The organism is Rhodococcus sp. NPDC127593 (genome assembly GCF_042671975.1).
Lineage (GTDB): Bacteria > Actinomycetota > Actinomycetes > Mycobacteriales > Mycobacteriaceae > Rhodococcus_F.
The window spans coordinates 191,321-207,844 of the sequence record NZ_JBHXWI010000010.1 but is presented as its reverse complement, the minus strand read 5'-3'; the positions used below and the strand labels follow the sequence as shown (position 1 = coordinate 207,844).

Annotated in this window: 14 protein-coding genes; 9 read left to right on the top strand and 5 right to left on the bottom strand. The window is 68.6% G+C overall.

The window, feature by feature from the left end:
* The 3 genes from ACFVJ3_RS12040 to ACFVJ3_RS12030 all read right to left on the bottom strand — a co-directional run.
* Positions 1-1,453, bottom strand: a 1,453-nt coding sequence (locus ACFVJ3_RS12040) for a VWA domain-containing protein (protein ID WP_378452256.1), incomplete at its 3' end; no start/stop codon positions are given.
* A gap of 11 nt (positions 1,454-1,464) precedes the next feature.
* On the bottom strand, positions 1,465-2,346 hold the full coding sequence (locus ACFVJ3_RS12035; RefSeq protein WP_378452255.1) for an AAA family ATPase: 882 nt from the start codon (positions 2,344-2,346) through the stop codon (positions 1,465-1,467).
* Between the two features lie 123 nt (positions 2,347-2,469).
* Positions 2,470-3,750, bottom strand: coding sequence for a glutamate-5-semialdehyde dehydrogenase (locus ACFVJ3_RS12030; RefSeq protein WP_378452254.1), 1,281 nt, complete (start codon positions 3,748-3,750; stop codon positions 2,470-2,472).
* A 90-nt stretch (positions 3,751-3,840) separates the two neighbouring features.
* Here ACFVJ3_RS12030 and ACFVJ3_RS12025 point away from each other — a divergent pair, with 90 nt between their 5' ends.
* The 9 genes from ACFVJ3_RS12025 to ACFVJ3_RS11985 all read left to right on the top strand — a co-directional run bounded on the left by ACFVJ3_RS12025 (position 3,841) and on the right by ACFVJ3_RS11985 (position 13,854).
* Positions 3,841-4,941 (top strand): NADH:flavin oxidoreductase/NADH oxidase, encoded by a 1,101-nt coding sequence (locus ACFVJ3_RS12025; protein ID WP_378452253.1) that lies wholly within the window; start codon positions 3,841-3,843, stop codon positions 4,939-4,941.
* A gap of 243 nt (positions 4,942-5,184) precedes the next feature.
* Positions 5,185-6,654 (top strand): MFS transporter, encoded by a 1,470-nt coding sequence (locus ACFVJ3_RS12020; protein ID WP_378452252.1) that lies wholly within the window; start codon positions 5,185-5,187, stop codon positions 6,652-6,654.
* 9 nt (positions 6,655-6,663) lie between these two features.
* A complete protein-coding gene (locus ACFVJ3_RS12015; RefSeq protein WP_378452251.1) occupies positions 6,664-7,530 on the top strand; it encodes a ribokinase in 867 nt (288 codons plus the stop codon).
* Positions 7,531-7,588: 58 nt separating this feature from the next.
* Complete coding sequence (locus tag ACFVJ3_RS12010) at positions 7,589-9,688, top strand: RecQ family ATP-dependent DNA helicase (protein WP_378452250.1); 2,100 nt, start codon at positions 7,589-7,591, stop codon at positions 9,686-9,688.
* 151 nt (positions 9,689-9,839) lie between these two features.
* Positions 9,840-10,352 carry a diaminobutyrate acetyltransferase gene (ectA, locus tag ACFVJ3_RS12005; protein WP_378452249.1) on the top strand — a complete coding sequence of 171 codons (513 nt, stop codon included), beginning with the start codon at positions 9,840-9,842 and terminating at the stop codon, positions 10,350-10,352.
* A gap of 26 nt (positions 10,353-10,378) precedes the next feature.
* Entirely contained in the window at positions 10,379-11,641 is a 1,263-nt protein-coding gene (gene ectB, locus ACFVJ3_RS12000) for a diaminobutyrate--2-oxoglutarate transaminase (protein ID WP_378452248.1), read from the top strand.
* A 19-nt stretch (positions 11,642-11,660) separates the two neighbouring features.
* Complete coding sequence (locus ACFVJ3_RS11995) at positions 11,661-12,059, top strand: ectoine synthase (protein WP_073369647.1); 399 nt, start codon at positions 11,661-11,663, stop codon at positions 12,057-12,059.
* Positions 12,060-12,069: 10 nt separating this feature from the next.
* Positions 12,070-13,005 (top strand): D-isomer specific 2-hydroxyacid dehydrogenase family protein, encoded by a 936-nt coding sequence (locus ACFVJ3_RS11990; protein WP_378452247.1) that lies wholly within the window; start codon positions 12,070-12,072, stop codon positions 13,003-13,005.
* A gap of 21 nt (positions 13,006-13,026) precedes the next feature.
* Positions 13,027-13,854: an NAD-dependent protein deacetylase gene (locus ACFVJ3_RS11985; protein ID WP_378452246.1), complete on the top strand. Its 828-nt coding sequence runs from the start codon at positions 13,027-13,029 to the stop codon at positions 13,852-13,854.
* Between the two features lie 3 nt (positions 13,855-13,857).
* Here the strand turns inward: ACFVJ3_RS11985 and proB are convergent, their stop codons facing one another.
* Positions 13,858-14,958, bottom strand: a complete 1,101-nt coding sequence (gene proB / locus ACFVJ3_RS11980; protein WP_378452245.1) for a glutamate 5-kinase — start codon at positions 14,956-14,958, stop codon at positions 13,858-13,860.
* On the bottom strand, positions 14,955-16,415 hold the full coding sequence (gene obgE / locus ACFVJ3_RS11975; RefSeq protein WP_378452244.1) for a GTPase ObgE: 1,461 nt from the start codon (positions 16,413-16,415) through the stop codon (positions 14,955-14,957). The genes proB and obgE overlap by 4 nt, the downstream gene beginning before the upstream one ends.
* Between the last annotated feature and the right edge of the window lie 109 nt (positions 16,416-16,524).

The following is a 16,524-nucleotide window of genomic DNA, read 5'->3' as shown; positions in this document are numbered from 1 at the left end:
GCAGCAACCCGGCGACCACCGACGCCAGCTGCTGAGCGGATCGGCATTCGTGCATGCTGATGACCTCGTTGTACACCTTGGCCGCCGAGTCGCCCGTTCCCCACTGACCGCGGGGCTCCGGGTTGAGCCAGTGCGCGTGTTTCGCCACCGACACGAGCCGGGCCAGGGCCTCCAGATTCGGGTCGCGGTAGTTGTTGCGGCCGTCGCCGAGCACCAGCAGCGACGTCCGCGAGGTGATGCTCTGGGTGAATCGCTCGGCGAACACCCCGAACGCGTTGCCGTAGTCGGAGTGCCCGTCGTAGCCGACCAGGTCGGCTTCCCGGATCATCCGCGACATGGCGCTGCCGAGGTCGGCTCCCGCGTCGAAGAAGCGGGTGACCTCGTCGGTGGTGTCGATGAACGCGAACACCCGCACGCGGGAGAACTGTTCGCGCAGCGCGTGGACGAGCAGCAGAGTGAAGTGGCTGAAACCCGCGACCGAACCCGATACGTCGCACATCACGACGAGTTCGGGGCGCGCCCGGCGGGGCTTGCGCTGGACGAGGTCGATGGGCACTCCGCCGGTGGACATCGACTTGCGCAGGGTCCGGCGCAGGTCGATCGAACCGGCCCGGTTGCGGCTGCGCCGCACAGCCAGGCGGCTGGCGAGGAGCCGGGCCAGCGGGGTGACGTTGCGTTTCAGCGCCGTCAGTTCGGCGTCGGACGCGCGCAGGAAGTCGACCTCCTCGGCCAGCCGGGGCACGCCGTACGACGCCACCCGTTCCTTGCCGAGGTTCTCGGCCGACCGTCGCCGCGTCTCCTTCTCGATCATCTTCCGGAAGTCGGCGATCCGCTGGGCTGCGGTGCGCTTGGCCACCTCCGATTCGTAGCTTTCCGTCGTTCGGGCGCCGCCGTCCTGCTGATTGCCGAGGAGTCCGTCGAGGATCTTCTTCAGCAGGTTTTCCGGCGCGACGTCCCGCAGCGCCTGGTACGCGGAGAACGACGGGCCGTTCGCCGACTGGTACTGCCCGAGTTCCTCGACCATCTGCGCGGTCAGGAGTTCGGTGAGCTCGATCGCCTCCGGCGACCCGTCGGTGAGGAGTTCGACGATCAGCTCGCGCAGCGCCTCGTAGTCGATCTCACCCTTCGCGTTCCGCGGCAGACTTGTGTCGATCGCCCCGTCCGCCCGGCTTCCGACCGCCGCCGGGAACCAGAGTTCGAACAACGCGTCGAACGTGGGCCGATGGGTGGGCCGCCGCAGCAGCGCACACGCGAGACCCTCGCGCAGCGATTCGCGGTCGAGCAGATCGAGGACCGACATCACCCGACCGGCGTCGACCGTCTCGGACGGTCCGACCGTGATGCCGCGCCTCCGCAACGCCTCGACGAAGTCGACGAGATGCCCCGGCAGCCCGTGCGGCGCCGCGGGACCGCCCGGCTTCGACCGGGACGCGAGTGGACCACCAGCAGCCATGGGGAAGTCCTTCAGTTCAGTCGCAGCTCGGCAGCGGCCCGTAGCTGATCGGATTGGTGTTTGAGGACGACACCCATCGTGGCGCGCACGGCGTCGTCGTCGAGGGTGTCGAGCCCGAGCGCCAGGAGCGTGCGACCCCAGTCGATGGTCTCGGCGACCGACGGCAGCTTCTTCAGTTGCATGCCGCGCAGCACGCGGATGGTCCTGACCAGCTGTTCGGCCACCGCCTCGGGAAGTTCCGGCACCCGGCTCGCGAGAATCTTCCGCTCGAGCTCGGCGTCGGGGAAGTCGAGATGCAGGAAGAGGCAGCGGCGCTTGAGGGCCTCGGACAATTCGCGGGTGGCGTTCGAGGTGAGGACGACGAACGGCTTGCGTGTGGCCGTGATGGTGCCCAGTTCGGGGACGGTGACCGCGAAATCGCTGAGCACCTCGAGGAGCAGGCCCTCGATCTCGACGTCGGCCTTGTCGGTCTCGTCGATCAGCAGCACCGTCGGGTCCTCGCGCCGGATCGCGGTCAGCAGCGGCCGCGACAGCAGGAACTCCTCCGAGAAGACGTCCGCCTTGGTGGAGTCCCAGCTGTGGTCGCTGCCCGCCTGGATCCGCAGGATCTGCTTCGCGTGATTCCACTCGTACAGCGCGCGTGCCTCGTCGACGCCCTCGTAGCACTGCAACCGCACCAGTTCGGCACCGGTGGTCTCGGCGACGGCGCGGGCGAGTTCGGTCTTGCCGACTCCGGCGGGACCCTCGATGAGCAGGGGTTTCCCGAGTCTGTCGGCGAGGAACACCGCGGTCGCGGTGCCCTTGTCGGACAGGTACCCGGTTTCGGCGAGCCGAGCGATGACGTCGTCGACGCTCGCGAAGAACGGCGTCGTGGTGGGCAGTGCGCGGTCCACGCTCGCTCCTTTCAGAGGGGTTGACGGGCAGGGGGTTGACGGGCGGCGGGGCTTGACGGAAGGGGGTTGACGGGCAGGGGGTTGACGGGCGGCGGGGCTTGACGGAAGGGGGTGGGTGAGGGTCTAGACCGGGCGGGTGTGCCCGTCACCCCAGACGATCCACTTGGTGGAGGTCAGTTCGGGGAGCCCCATCGGGCCACGCGCGTGCAGTTTCTGCGTGGAGATCCCGATCTCGGCGCCGAATCCGAACTGCTCACCGTCGGTGAATGCGGTGGAGGCGTTGACCATGACGGCGGCGGCGTCGACCCGGGCGGTGAACTCGCGGGCGGCCGCGAGGTCGGAGGTCACGATGGCCTCGGTGTGGCCGGTTCCGTAGCGGTCGATGTGCTCGACCGCGGCGTTCAGGTCGTCGACGACCTTGAGCGCCACATCCAGGGTGAGGTACTCCTCGGACCAGTCCGACTCGGTCGCGGGCACCAGTCCCGGCAGATCCCCGTGGACCGTGACACTGTGCATCTGCAGGGCCTGCAGCAGCTTCGGCACCGCCGTCTCGGCGATCGCGGCGTCGATCAGCACCGTCTCCGCGGTGTTGCAGACACTCGGTCGCCGGGTCTTGGAATTGAGCAGGATCCGTTCGGCCATCTCCAGGTCGGCCGCCGAGTGGACGTAGACGTGGCAGTTGCCGACGCCCGTCTCGATGGTCGGGACGGTCGCGTCGCGCACCACGGCGCTGATCAGGCCGGCGCCGCCGCGGGGAATGACGACGTCCACCAGCCCGCGGGCCTGGATCAGGTGCGTCACGCTGGAGCGATCCTCGCTCGGCAGCAACTGCACCGCGTCCTCCGGCAGCTGCTGCGCCGCCAGCGACGCCCGCAAAGCCACGACCAGCGCCGCGTTCGACTTCGCCGCGGACGAGGACCCGCGCAGCAGGGCCGCGTTGCCCGACTTCAATGCCAGTCCGAACGCGTCGACGGTGACGTTGGGGCGGGCCTCGTACACCATGCCCACCACGCCGAGCGGCACCCGCAGCTGACGGAGTTCGAGACCGTTGGGGAGGGTCGAGCCGCGCAGCACTTCACCGACCGGGTCGGGCAGACCGGCCACCTGGCGCAGTCCGGACGCGATCCCCTCGATCCGCTCCGGGGTCAGCCGCAGGCGGTCGAGCAGGGAGTCCTCGGTGCCCGACGCCCTCGCCGTCTCGATGTCGGCCGCGTTGGCGGCGAGGATGTCGGCCGAGGCGGCGAGCACGGCATCGGCCGCCGCATGGAGCGCCGCATCCTTCTGCGCGGTGGTGAGCAGCGCGAGGACCCGCGACGCGGTGCGGGCGCGACGTGCCGCTGCGTGGACGGCTTCACGGGTATCCACCGCGGCACCGGCCGACGAGGTGGAAGTCACTGCAGTCATGAAGACAGCCTATATACAGGGGCGCGGGAATGATTTCGTCCCCCGCGCTGGTTGCGACTGGTCGAGACCATCAGAGGCAGGAGTGCTGCAGTGAGCGTGTTGTTCGAACCCATCACCTTCCGTGGAGTCACCGTCCCCAATCGGGTGTGGATGGCGCCGATGTGCCAGTACTCGGCCGACGTGACGGGCCGCGACGTGGGGGTGCCCAACGACTGGCACCGGACGCACCTCGTCACGCGCGCCATCGGCGGTGCCGGGCTGATCCTCACCGAGGCGACGGCCGTCAGCCCGGAGGGCCGCATCAGCCCCGCCGACCTCGGCATCTGGAACGACACCCAGACCGAGGCCTTCGCGGAGATCAACGCGCAGCTCGAGTACTTCGGCGCGGTCCCGGGCATCCAGCTCGGTCACGCCGGGCGCAAGGGATCCGCGCACGTGCCGTGGCGCGGGGGCGGGAGCCTCGCCGACGACGATCCGTTGTCCTGGCAGACGGTGGCGCCGAGCGCGATCGGTTTCGGCGACCACACCCCGCCGGCCGCGGCGACGACCGCCGACCTCCGGAAGGTGGTCGCGGATTTCGCCGCCGCAGCCGAGCGGGCGTCGCGGGCCGGTTTCAAGGTGGTGGAAATCCATGCGGCACACGGCTATCTGCTGCACCAGTTCCTGTCACCGGTCAGCAATCACCGCACCGACGAGTACGGCGGCAGCTTCGCGGGCCGCATTCGTCTCCTGCTCGAGGTCGTCGAGGCGGTACGCGGGGTGTGGCCGGCCGAGTTGCCCGTCTTCGTCCGGGTCTCGGCCACCGATTGGCTGTCCGAGGAGCCCGGCCTCGACGCGGACAGCTGGACGCCGGATCAGACCGTCTCCCTCGTGCAGGCCCTCGCCGACCTCGGCGTCGACCTCGTCGACGTCTCCAGCGGCGGCGTCGCGTCCGCCCGGATCCCGGTGGGACCGGGCTATCAGGTCCCGTTCGCCCGTCGCATCCAGAACGAGACCACGGTCCCGGCAGCCGCCGTCGGGCTGATCACCGAGCCGGACCAGGCCGAGCGGATCGTGGAGTCGGGAGAAGCCGTCGCCGTGTTCCTCGGGCGCGAACTGCTGCGCGACCCGTACTGGCCGCGAAAAGCCGCACTCGAGTTGAATGCCCAGGTGACGCCGCAGATTCCGGCGCAATACGCACGGGCGTACTGAGGCTCGGGCCGACAAGCCCGCACATCCTTTGCTACGGTAATCGCTCTTACAGCTGGTAGTCCCGCACCCCGGACGGTGGGGCGGGACCGAGCCACGAGCCAGAGCCGATCGGCGGGGGCCGCATCGCGCCGAAGGGCCGTGGGTTGCCGAACCCGACCAGCAATCGCCGTGCGGGCGACGAAAAGATGCGTGCATCAGGTACGTGCCCCGCGCGGGTGATAACTGCGCTGGGGAGCGCACGACATGAATGCACCAGATCACTCGATCACGTCGGCCGAGGTGGCCGAATCACCTGATGTCACGGTCACCGACGAGGCTTCCGTCAAACGGGCCGTCAAGGCCACCATGCTCGGCAACGCCATGGAGTGGTTCGACTTCGGCGTGTACGCCTACCTCGCGACCACCATCGGCAAGGTGTTCTTTCCCGAGGCCAGCGGTACCGCACAGCTGCTGTCGACGTTCGCGATCTTCGCCGCGGCGTTCATCGTCCGTCCCCTCGGTGGACTGTTCTTCGGTCCGCTCGGTGACCGGATCGGCCGCAAGAAGGTGCTCGCCACCACGATCATCCTGATGGCGGGCAGCACGTTCGCCATCGGCCTGATCCCGAGTTACGGATCCATCGGGCTCGCGGCACCGATTCTGCTGGTGCTGTTCCGGCTCGTGCAGGGATTCTCGACGGGCGGCGAGTACGGCGGCGCCAGCACGTTCGTCGCCGAGTACGCGCCGGACAAGCGCCGCGGGTTCTTCTCGAGCTTCCTCGAATTCGGAACCCTCGCCGGGTATGTCGCGGCCGCGGGCCTGGTCACCATCATCAGCACCGTGGTCAGCGCCGACGCTCTGGTGGACTGGGCGTGGCGAATTCCGTTCCTGCTCGCCGGTCCGCTGGGCCTGATCGGCCTCTACCTGCGGTTGCGGCTCGAGGAGACGCCCGCGTTCCAGCAGATGGAGCAGGCCGAAGAGCGTTCGCTCGCAGACGAATCCACGGGACGCAAACTGCGCGAGACCCTGGTGGAGAACTGGCGACCGCTGGTGCTGTGCGTCGTCCTGGTCGCCACGTACAACATCGCGCACTACGGCCTGCTCAGCTACATGCCGACGTACCTGTCGAACACGCTCGGCTACGACGAGTCGCACGGCCTCGTCCTCATGATCATCGTGATGCTGATCATGATGGTGTGCATCAGCTTCGTCGGGAAGCTGTCCGACCGGGTCGGTCGTAAACCGGTGCTGCTGGCCGGTTTCGTCGGATTCTTCGCGCTGTCGCTGCCCGCGTACCTGTTGATCGGTGTCGGCCACTACTTCACCGTCTTCGTCGGACTCGCGATGCTCGGCGGCCTCCTGCTGTTGTTCGTCGGTGTATTCCCGTCGGTCCTTCCCGCGCTGTTCCCCACCGGAATCCGCTACGGCGGGCTGGCGATCGGATACAACCTCGCGGTGTCGATCTTCGGTGGCACCACACCCCTCGTTCTCACGGCGCTGCAGGATGCGACGGGCAGCGACCTCGTCGCGCCGATGTACATGATGGTCGCGGCCGTCATCGGCGGTATCGCGGTTCTGCTCATCTCCGAGACCGCCCGGAAGCCGCTGGAGGGTTCGCCGCCCGCCGTGGCCACGGACGCCGAGGCCCGCCGCATCCTGAAGCGTCTCCGCCGCACCAAGGGCGACGCATCCGCGACGCCCGCAGAGGAGACGGCGGCCGCCGACGCGGGTTAGTCTCGGGGTATGTCCGCTCCAAGGGTCGCCGTGGTCGGCAGCATCAACATGGACTTACTGACGGCGACCGAGCGGTTGCCCGCGCCGGGAGAGACGATCCTGGGCAGCGCCTTTGCCGCCACCCCCGGCGGCAAGGGTGCCAACCAGGCGATCGCCGCGGCGCGGGCCGGCGGTGACGTGACGTTCATCGGCGCCGTCGGCTCCGACGTTTTCGCTCTCGACCTTCGGCAGGCCCTCGTGGACGCCGAGGTCGACACGCGGTACCTGCGCGAAGTGGACGGGCCGAGCGGGATCGCGGCGATCACCGTCGACGCCGCCGGCGAGAACAGCATCGTCGTGGTTCCGGGCGCCAACAGCACCGTGACGGACCTGACGCCCGCCGAACTCACCGCGATCGCAGACGCCGACGTCCTGCTCTGCCAACTCGAGATACCCCTGGGCACCGTGTTGGCCGCGGCGGCGCACGCCGCGGCACACGGCACCGTCGTGATGTTGAATCCGTCACCGGCGCAGACACTTCCGCCCGAACTCGTGGCGCTGGTCGACGTGCTCCTCGTCAATCAGACCGAGGCTGCGCAACTCGGCGCCGAGGTCACCGGCGCCGTCTCCCATGTCGTGACCACGCTGGGGTCGTCGGGTGCGGACTACGCGGGCAGCGACGGCACCGCGCTCCACGCCGACTCCCCCGAGGTCGAGGTGGTGGACACGACCGGGGCGGGCGACGCGTTCGCCGGTGCCCTGACCGTCTCGTGGAGGCGCGGGCCCGCGGCCGCCGTCCCGTTCGCGTGCTCGGCGGGCGCGCTCGCCACCACCCGCCGAGGCGCCTCCACGTCCTCACCCACCCGTGCCGAAATCGAGGCGGCACTGCCCGGCTGAGCGAGCTCCTGCCGTCGCCCGGATCCTTCGTGTCACCCGTGTCGTGCACCATGGGGGCATGACGACCGCCACCGAACCCGCACTCCGTGACGAGGCCGAACGGCTGCTCCGCGAGCTGGCAGGCGAGCACGCCACCCTCCGCGACGACCAGTGGACGGCGATCGAGGCGCTCGTGGTGGGCCGCAGACGGGCGCTGGTCGTCCAGCGGACGGGCTGGGGCAAGTCGGCGGTCTACTTTATCGCAGCCAAGCTCCTGCGGGCGCACGGGCACGGCCCCACGGTCATCGTGTCGCCGCTCCTGGCCCTCATGCGGAACCAGGTGGCCTCCGCCGAGCGGGCAGGCGTGCGCGCCGCCACCATCAACTCCGGGAACGTCACCGAGTGGGACGACATCCACGCCCGGGTCGCGGACAACGAACTCGACGTCCTGCTGGTCAGCCCCGAACGCCTCAACAATCCCGACTTCCGCGACCAGGTCCTCCCCTCCCTCGCCGCCGACGCCGGCCTCGTCGTGGTCGACGAGGCGCACTGCGTGTCGGACTGGGGCCACGACTTCCGTCCCGACTACCGGCGGATCCGCACGTTGATCGCCGAACTGGGCGAGGGCATCCCCGTTCTGGCCACCACGGCCACGGCGAACGACCGCGTCGTCTCCGACGTCTCCACACAGCTCGGGGTGGGTGGCGCCGAAACCCTCGTCCTCCGCGGCGGCCTCGAACGCGAGTCGCTGCACCTGTCGGTCGTGCAGATTCCGGAGGCCACCGCCCGGGCCGCGTGGCTCGCCCAGAAGCTCGACAGCCTGCCCGGCTCGGGCATCATCTACGCGCTCACCGTCTCGGCGGCGCGGGATCTGGCGAGCCTGCTGTCCGAGCAGGGCCACACGGTCGCCGCATACACCGGGCAAACCGACGCCGCCGAGCGCGAGACCCTCGAGCAGGACCTGCTCGGCAACCGCGTCAAGGCCCTCGTGGCGACGTCGGCGCTCGGCATGGGGTTCGACAAGCCCGACCTGGGGTTCGTCGTACACCTCGGTGCGCCGTCGTCCCCCATCTCCTATTACCAGCAGGTCGGGCGTGCCGGACGGTCCACCGACCGCGCCGAGGTCATCCTGCTGCCCGGATCCGAGGACAAGCAGATCTGGAGTTATTTCGCGTCCGTGGCGTTCCCCCGCGAGCACGTGGTGCGCCGGGTGATCGAGGTCCTCGACACCGACCGGCCGCAGTCCACACAGGCGCTCGAGCCGCTGGTGGAGCTGGGCCGCACCCGATTGGAGATGGTGCTGAAAGTCCTCGACGTGGACGGTGCCGTACGCCGGGTGCGCGGCGGCTGGGTGGGCACCGGGGAGCCGTGGACATACGACGCCGACCGCTACGAGCGCCTCGAACGCGCCCGCGAGTCCGAGCAGCAGGCGATGATCGACTACCAGCGGATCACCACGTGCCGGATGGCGTTCCTGCGCGAGCAGCTCGACGATCCCGGTCTGGCGGCGGGCACCTCGGACTGTGGGCGATGCGACAACTGCACCGGAGTGCGCCACGACGCGACCGTGGACGCCGAGGCGGTGCAACAGACCAGAACGCGCCTCGAACGGCCAGGCGTGGACCTCGCGCCCCGTAAACAGTGGCCCACGGGCCTCTCGAAGCTCGGGCTGACACTGTCCGGGAAGATCACCGACGGGCCCGAACCGGGGCGCGTCCTGGGTCGGCTGTCCGACCTGGGCTGGGGTCAGCGCCTGCGTTCCCTGCTCGACGAACCGGACGGACCCGCCCCCGACGCCGTCCTGAAGGCCTGCATCCAGGTGCTGGCCTCCTGGGACTGGGCCGAGCGCCCCACCGCCGTCATGGCGGTCGAATCCGCCACCCATCCCCTGCTGTCGGCGTCGATCGCGGGGCAGCTCGCTTCCGTCGGACGCCTCACCGACCTGGGAGTTCTGCGGCTGCGCCCGGAGCATCCGCCGGTGTCCGCGGCCAACTCCGCCTACCGGGTGGCCGGGCTCGTCGACGCCTGGGAGGTCCCCGACCTTCCCGACGGCGCCGGACCGGTGCTGCTCGTCGACACCCTCACGGACACCGGCTGGACCCTCACGATGGCCGCCAGGACGCTCCGCGCGGCGGGTGCGGCGTCCGTCCTCCCCTTCGCACTCGCGAGTCTCAAATAGGCGAAGTGTGTCGCTTGCGGTTCACCCAAAAGTTACATAATGTGATGAGCATCACTTTGCACGTCTCACCTGCAAAGCTCCGCCGCCTGAACTGTCCAATTTCGCGAGCCACGTGAAATCGAAGGGGATGGTTGTTAGGTTCGAATTTCCAATGACGCCTGTTCAGAAGAGTGCTATCCCGACCACCGCGCCGGACGCGGTGTTGTTCAGAAGTCCAGAGATCACTGACGGAGTCCGGCTCTGGGAGATCGCCAGGAACACGGAAGTGCTCGATCTCAATTCGAGCTACGCATACCTGTTGTGGTGTAGAGATTTCAGCCGCTCGTCGGTCGTCGCAGTCGTCGACGAGCGCGTCGTGGGATTCGTATCGGGCTTCATCCGCCCCGAATCCCCTGCGACGCTGTTCGTCTGGCAAGTTGCCGTGGACGCAGACCAGCGCGGCAAGGGAATTGCAGGTCGCATGCTGAGCGCGCTGCTCGATCGACTTGCACCCGAAGGGATTACCCATCTCGAAACGACGATCAGCCCCGGCAACGAGGCCTCGATCGCGCTGTTCACAGCATTGGCGCGTCGCCGAGATACGGCGATCAACAAGCAAGAACTGTTCTCCCCTAATGATTTTCCCGATGGACACGAAGCCGAAGATCTATACACGATCGGCTAAGAGCATGCCCCGGAGGAATGCAGCACATGACTAATATCGATACGAACATTTTCGAGAGCCTCGAGTCCGAGGTTCGCAGCTACAGCCGCGGCTGGCCGGCCGTCTTCGAGTCGGCGTCCGGATCGTGGATCCGCGACGAGAACGGCCGCGACTACCTCGACTTCTTCGCCGGCGCCGGTTCGCTGAACTACGGCCACAACAACCCGGTCCTGAAGTCGGCGCTCGTCGACTACATCGTCGGCGACGGCATCACGCACGGTCTCGACATGTCGACCGTGGCCAAACGCGACCTGCTCGAGACCTTCCAGGACAAGATCCTGAAACCGCGCGGGCTCGACTACAAGGTCCAGTTCCCCGGACCCACCGGCACCAACACTGTCGAGGCCGCACTGAAACTGGCGCGCAAGGTGACGGGTCGTTCGTCGATCATCAACTTCACCAACGCTTTCCACGGCATGACGCTCGGCGCCCTGTCGGTCACCGGTAACTCGATGAAGCGCGCCGGCGCCGGTATCCCGCTGGTGCACGCCACGCCGATGCCGTTCGACAACTACTTCGACGGCGTCACCGAGGACTTCCACTGGTTCCGCCGCGTTCTCGACGACTCGGGCAGTGGCCTGAACCGTCCGGCCGCCGTGATCGTGGAAACCGTGCAGGGTGAGGGCGGCGTCAACGTCGCCCGGGCCGAGTGGCTGCGTGCCCTCGCCGACCTGTGTGCCGAGCGCGAAATCCTGCTGATCGTCGACGACGTCCAGATGGGCTGCGGACGCACCGGACCGTTCTTCTCCTTCGAGATCGCCGGCATCACCCCGGACATCGTCTGCCTGTCGAAGTCGATCAGCGGCTACGGCCTCCCGATGGCGCTGACGCTGTTCAAGCGTGAGCTCGACGTGTGGGGCCCGGGCGAGCACAACGGCACGTTCCGCGGCAACAACCCGGCGTTCGTCACGTCGAAGGTGGCCCTGGACCACTACTGGTCCGACGACACCCTTCACAAGTCGACGCTGACCAAGGGCGAGAAGATCCACCAGGCGTTCACCGATCTGGCGAACCAGTTCGACGGCTCCGTCTCCACCCGCGGTCGCGGCCTCGTCCAGGGTCTCGTGTTCGACGAGCCGGAGAACGCGGGCAAGGTCTGCAATCTCGCCTTCGACGAGGGACTGCTCGCGGAGACGTCCGGACCGTCGGACGAGGTGGTCAAGCTTCTGCCGGCGCTCACCATCACCGACGAGGAACTGGACCACGGACTCGCCATTCTCGCCGACGCCACCGGCAAGGTTTGCAGCTAGAGAGAGGACCGACACTCACATGATCGTTCGCACCACCGCAGAAATCACCGACACCGACCGCGACATCACCAGCGAGGACGGCAACTGGCGCAGCAAGCGCATCATCCTCGGCGGCGACAAAGTGGGTTTCTCGTTCCACGAGACCACGATCAAAGCGGGCTCGGTCAACGAGTTTCACTACGCCAATCATGTCGAGGCCGTCTGGCTCGTCGAGGGAACCGGCAAATTGATCGACCTCGACAACGACAAGGTCTACGAACTCGGGCCCGGATCGATGTACCTGCTCAACGGTCACGAGCGTCACCGCGTCGAGCCCGACACCGAAATGCGCATGCTGTGCGTGTTCAACCCGCCCGTCACCGGCCGTGAGGTCCACGACGAGAACGGTGTCTACCCCTTGGTCGAGGTTCCCGCGTAAGTTCGACCCCATGGCCGACGACGCTGCTGTTCCAGCTATAGCCATCGGACCCGCCCCGGACCCGCTCCTCGAGGATGCGGTGCGCCGGGGCGGTGCCCGTGTGGCCCCCCTCGAGTCCGCGGACGCTCTGGTCTGGACCACGAGTCCGATCGGTTTCCCGGACCCGCTTCCCGAGAACATCCGCTGGGTGCAGTTGAATTCCGCGGGTGTCGAGGAGTGGTTCGCCGCGAAGGTGATCAGACCCGATACCACCGTCCTGTGGACGTCGGCGGCGGGCGCGTTCGCCGCCACCGTCGCCGAGCACGCGCTGACGTTGCTGCTGGCCGGGGTGCGGGCACTCCCGGAGCACCTCGAGGCGAAGACCTGGCGCCAGCAGGAGTTCTTCTCGAAGATCGGCACCCTGCGGGGCACCACGGTGGCAATCGTGGGTGCCGGCGGAATCGGCCGGGCACTGATCCCGATGCTCGCGGGCGTCGGGGCCGACGTCATCGCGGTGAATCGCTCCGGCAGCCCGGTGCCGGGAGCGATCGAGACGCTCCCCACCACCCGTCTGGGCGAGGTGTGGGCCCGAGCGGATCACTTCGTGCTCGGGGCTCCCGCGACCGACGCCACGCACCATCTGGTCGGGGCGGCGGAGTTCGCGCAGATGAAGCCGACCGCGTGGGTGATCAACGTCGCGCGCGGCTCGCTCGTCCACACCAATGCACTGGTGAAAGCGCTGCGGGACAACACGATCGGCGGAGCGGGACTCGACGTCACCGATCCCGAGCCGCTTCCCGACGGCCACCCGCTGTGGGATCTGCCCAACGTGATCATCACCCCCCACGATTCCAACCCGCCGTCGGTCCGCCCCCCAGCGTTCGCCGAGCACGTGGCACTGAACGTCACCCGCTTCGTCGCCGGCGAGAATCTCACCGCTCTGATCGATCCTGTCGTCGGGTACTGAGCCGGCGCTACCCTGGAGTGCGTGTTCGCCCGACTGATCGACGTACTCGGTGGCCGGCGCCTGTGTGTGATCACCGGCGCCGGCATCTCGACGGACTCCGGGATTCCCGATTACCGGGGTCCGGATTCGCCACCGCGCAATCCCATGACGTACCAGCAGTTCACCGGGGACCCCGATTTCCGTCGCCACTACTGGGCGCGAAACCACCTCGGCTGGCGGCACATGGACGCCGCCCGGCCCAACACCGGCCACCGCGCCCTGGCGGGGCTCGAACGGGCCGGTGTCGCGAGCGCGGTCATCACCCAGAACGTCGACCTCCTGCACACCAAGGCCGGCAGTCGCCGGGTGATCGACCTGCACGGCACGTACGCCCAGGTCCGGTGCCTGGCGTGCGACGCCCTGATCTCGCGGGCCACGCTCGCCGACCGGCTCGAGCATGCGAACCCGGGTTTCACCGAAACCGTCACTGCTGCAAAGGGAGTGGAGATCGCACCGGACGCCGACGCGGTGATCACCAGCACCGAACACTTCCGGATGGTCGACTGCGAGGCGTGCGGCGGACTGCTCAAACCTGACATCGTGTACTTCGGCGAATCCGTCCCGAAGCCGAGGGTCGCCGCCGCCTACGACGTGGTCGACGAGGCCGAGGCACTCCTGGTGGCCGGCTCGTCGCTCACCGTCATGTCGGGACTGCGGTTCGTCCGGCACGCCGCCAAACGCGGAATCCCCATCGTCATCGTCAACAGGGGGACGACACGCGGCGACGAGTTCGCCGCCCTCACCCTCCACGCCGGCTGTTCGGAAGCACTCACCGCACTGCTCGACGCGTCCTCCGCACTGCCCGCGTGACCCTCAGAGCGGCACCAGATCGTCCGCGTGGACGACGGGGCGCTGCATCTCCGCGGGCAGTTCCTGGGTCGACTTGCCCAGGATGTCGCTGATCTCGGCCGAGTCGTACGCCACCACTCCCCTGGCCACGGGACGCTCGTCGGGGCCGAGGAGCGAGACTACGTCGCCGCCGTAGAACCGCCCCGACACCGCGCTGATCCCCGCAGGAAGCAACGACCGCCGTTTGGTGACGACGGCACGCACAGCGCCCGCGTCGATGTGCAGGATCCCCTGCTCGTCCGCGGCGTGGCGTACCCAGAACTTGCGCGCCGACAACCGGGACGGCCGCGCCGCGAACGCCGTCCCCACCCCGGCGTCCCGCAGTGCTGCCCCGGCGTCCGAGGCGGCGGCGAGTAGCACGGGCACGCCTGCATCGGCCGCGAGGCGCGCTGCCGACAGCTTCGACGCCATCCCGCCGGTGCCGAGAGCGCCGCCCGAGCCCGCGACCACCCCGTCGAGATCCTCGGGGCTGTTCACCTCGGGAATCAGCGTCGCATTGCCCTTGCGGGGGTCGCCGTCGTACAGCCCGTCGACGTCCGACAGCAGGACCAGGGCGTCGGCACCGACCAGGTGCGCGACGAGCGCCGCGAGCCGGTCGTTGTCACCGAATCGCAGCTCCGCGGTGGCGACCGTGTCGTTCTCGTTGACGATCGCGACCGCGTGCAGCGCGCGTAGGCGGTCGAGGGTGCGTTGCGCGTTGCGGTGCTGCGCGCGGCGGGCGATGTCGTCCGCGGTGAGCAGCACCTGCCCGACCGTGCGGCCGTACCGGGCGAACGACGTGCCCCAGGCGTGGGCCAGCGCCAGCTGGCCGACGCTCGCGGCGGCCTGCTTCGTCGCCAGGTCCCGAGGCCGCTTGGTCAGCCCCAGCGGGGCCAGACCCGCGCCCACGGCCCCGGACGACACGACGACCACGTCGGAACCGGCACGCATCCGTTCCTCGATCGCATCGGCCAGCGCGTCGAGTCGACCGACGTCGAGCCCGCCGACCAGGCTGGTCAGCGCGGACGATCCGATCTTCACGACAATGCTGCCCGCCGACGCGATCGTGCGCCGGGTGGCGCTCACTGGTCTTCGGGGTCGAGGCCTTCGAGACCGCGACGGACCCTGGATGCGTGCTTGCGTTCGGTGGCGCCGATGCGCTCCACCTGATCCAGACGCGGGTCGGTGCCGCGCCCGGTGCGGGTGAGATCGACGCCGGCAGGTGTCTGGGGCTCCCAGTCGAAGCTCACGTTGCCGATCGTGACGGACGCACCGGGCTCCGCACCCTGCTTGACGAGTTCGGTTTCCACACCGAGCCGCGCGAGGCGGTCGGCGAGGTAGCCCACGGCCTCGTCGTTGTCGAACTGCGTCTGCCGCACCCAGCGCTCCGGCCGCGTGCCGCGGACGATGAACCCACCGGGGATCTCGGGATCGGCGACGACGCTGAAGCTGTTCTCGTTCGCGATCACCGGGCGGATCACCTGACGCTTCGGCTCGGCCTTCGGGTTCGCCTCACGGTAGTCCGCAACCAGCTTCGCCAGCGCGAACGTCAACGGGCGCAACCCTTCTCGACTGACAGCCGAGATCGTGAAAATCGGCCATCCGCGGGCCTCGAGGTCGGGGGTGACCATCTCGGCCAGCTCGGCCGCCTCCGGCACGTCCGCCTTGTTCAGGATGACGATGCGGGGACGGTCCGCGAGGTCACCGAGCCCGGTGTCCCCGGACAGCGCGCCCTTGTACGCCGCGAGTTCGGCCTCGAGCGCATCGATGTCGGAGATCGGGTCGCGGCCGGGATCGAGCGTCGCGCAGTCGACGACGTGGGCCAGCACGGCGCACCGCTCGAGGTGGCGCAGGAAGTCCAGTCCGAGTCCGCGGCCGTCGCTCGCGCCGGGGATCAACCCGGGCACGTCGGCCACCGTGAACGTGGTGTCGCCGCTCGACACCACACCGAGGTTCGGCACGAGCGTCGTGAACGGGTAGTCGGCGATCTTCGGCTTCGCCGCCGACAGCACCGACACGAGCGAGGACTTGCCCGCCGAAGGGAACCCGACCAGCCCGACATCGGCCACGGACTTCAGTTCGAGGACCAGTTCCCGCTCGACGCCGTCCTCACCGAGGAGCGCGAAACCCGGCGCCTTGCGCGCCTTGGACGAGAGGGACGCGTTGCCGAGTCCGCCGCGGCCACCCTGGGCGGCCTCGAAGCGGGTGCCGACACCGATGAGGTCGGCGACGATCTGGCCGTCCTCGTCGAGGACGACGGTGCCGTCGGGGACCTTCAGGATCAGGTCGTCGCCCTGGGCGCCGTCACGGTTGCTACCCATCCCCTGCTTGCCGTTGGTGGCCTTCGCATGGGGGTGGAAATGGAAGTCGAGGAGGGTATGGACGTTGCCGTCCACCTCGAGCACGACGTCACCGCCACGCCCGCCGTTGCCTCCGTCCGGGCCACCGAGCGGTTTGAACTTCTCCCGGTGTACGGAGGCGCAGCCATTGCCGCCTTTTCCGGCGCTGACGTGCAGCACGACGCGGTCAATGAATCGGGACATGACTGCCGGATCCTTCCTCAGTCAATTGTGTTGATCTCACTCTTGAAAAAACAATAGGGGCGGACCGGGTATCACGACCCAGGTCCGCCCCTATTGGGAGCTTGAAACG

Excerpts from the sequence above, each read along its gene's own strand:
- ACFVJ3_RS12030 (WP_378452254.1), bottom strand. The coding sequence starts at position 3,750 with ATGACTGCAGTGACTTCCACCTCGTCGGCCGGTGCCGCGGTGGATACC.
- ACFVJ3_RS12020 (WP_378452252.1), top strand. The coding sequence starts at position 5,185 with ATGAATGCACCAGATCACTCGATCACGTCGGCCGAGGTGGCCGAATCA.
- ACFVJ3_RS12015 (WP_378452251.1), top strand. The coding sequence starts at position 6,664 with ATGTCCGCTCCAAGGGTCGCCGTGGTCGGCAGCATCAACATGGACTTA.
- ACFVJ3_RS12010 (WP_378452250.1), top strand. The coding sequence starts at position 7,589 with ATGACGACCGCCACCGAACCCGCACTCCGTGACGAGGCCGAACGGCTG.
- ectA (WP_378452249.1), top strand. The coding sequence starts at position 9,840 with ATGACGCCTGTTCAGAAGAGTGCTATCCCGACCACCGCGCCGGACGCG.
- ectB (WP_378452248.1), top strand. The coding sequence starts at position 10,379 with ATGACTAATATCGATACGAACATTTTCGAGAGCCTCGAGTCCGAGGTT.
- ACFVJ3_RS11995 (WP_073369647.1), top strand. The coding sequence starts at position 11,661 with ATGATCGTTCGCACCACCGCAGAAATCACCGACACCGACCGCGACATC.
- ACFVJ3_RS11990 (WP_378452247.1), top strand. The coding sequence starts at position 12,070 with ATGGCCGACGACGCTGCTGTTCCAGCTATAGCCATCGGACCCGCCCCG.
- obgE (WP_378452244.1), bottom strand. The coding sequence starts at position 16,415 with ATGTCCCGATTCATTGACCGCGTCGTGCTGCACGTCAGCGCCGGAAAA.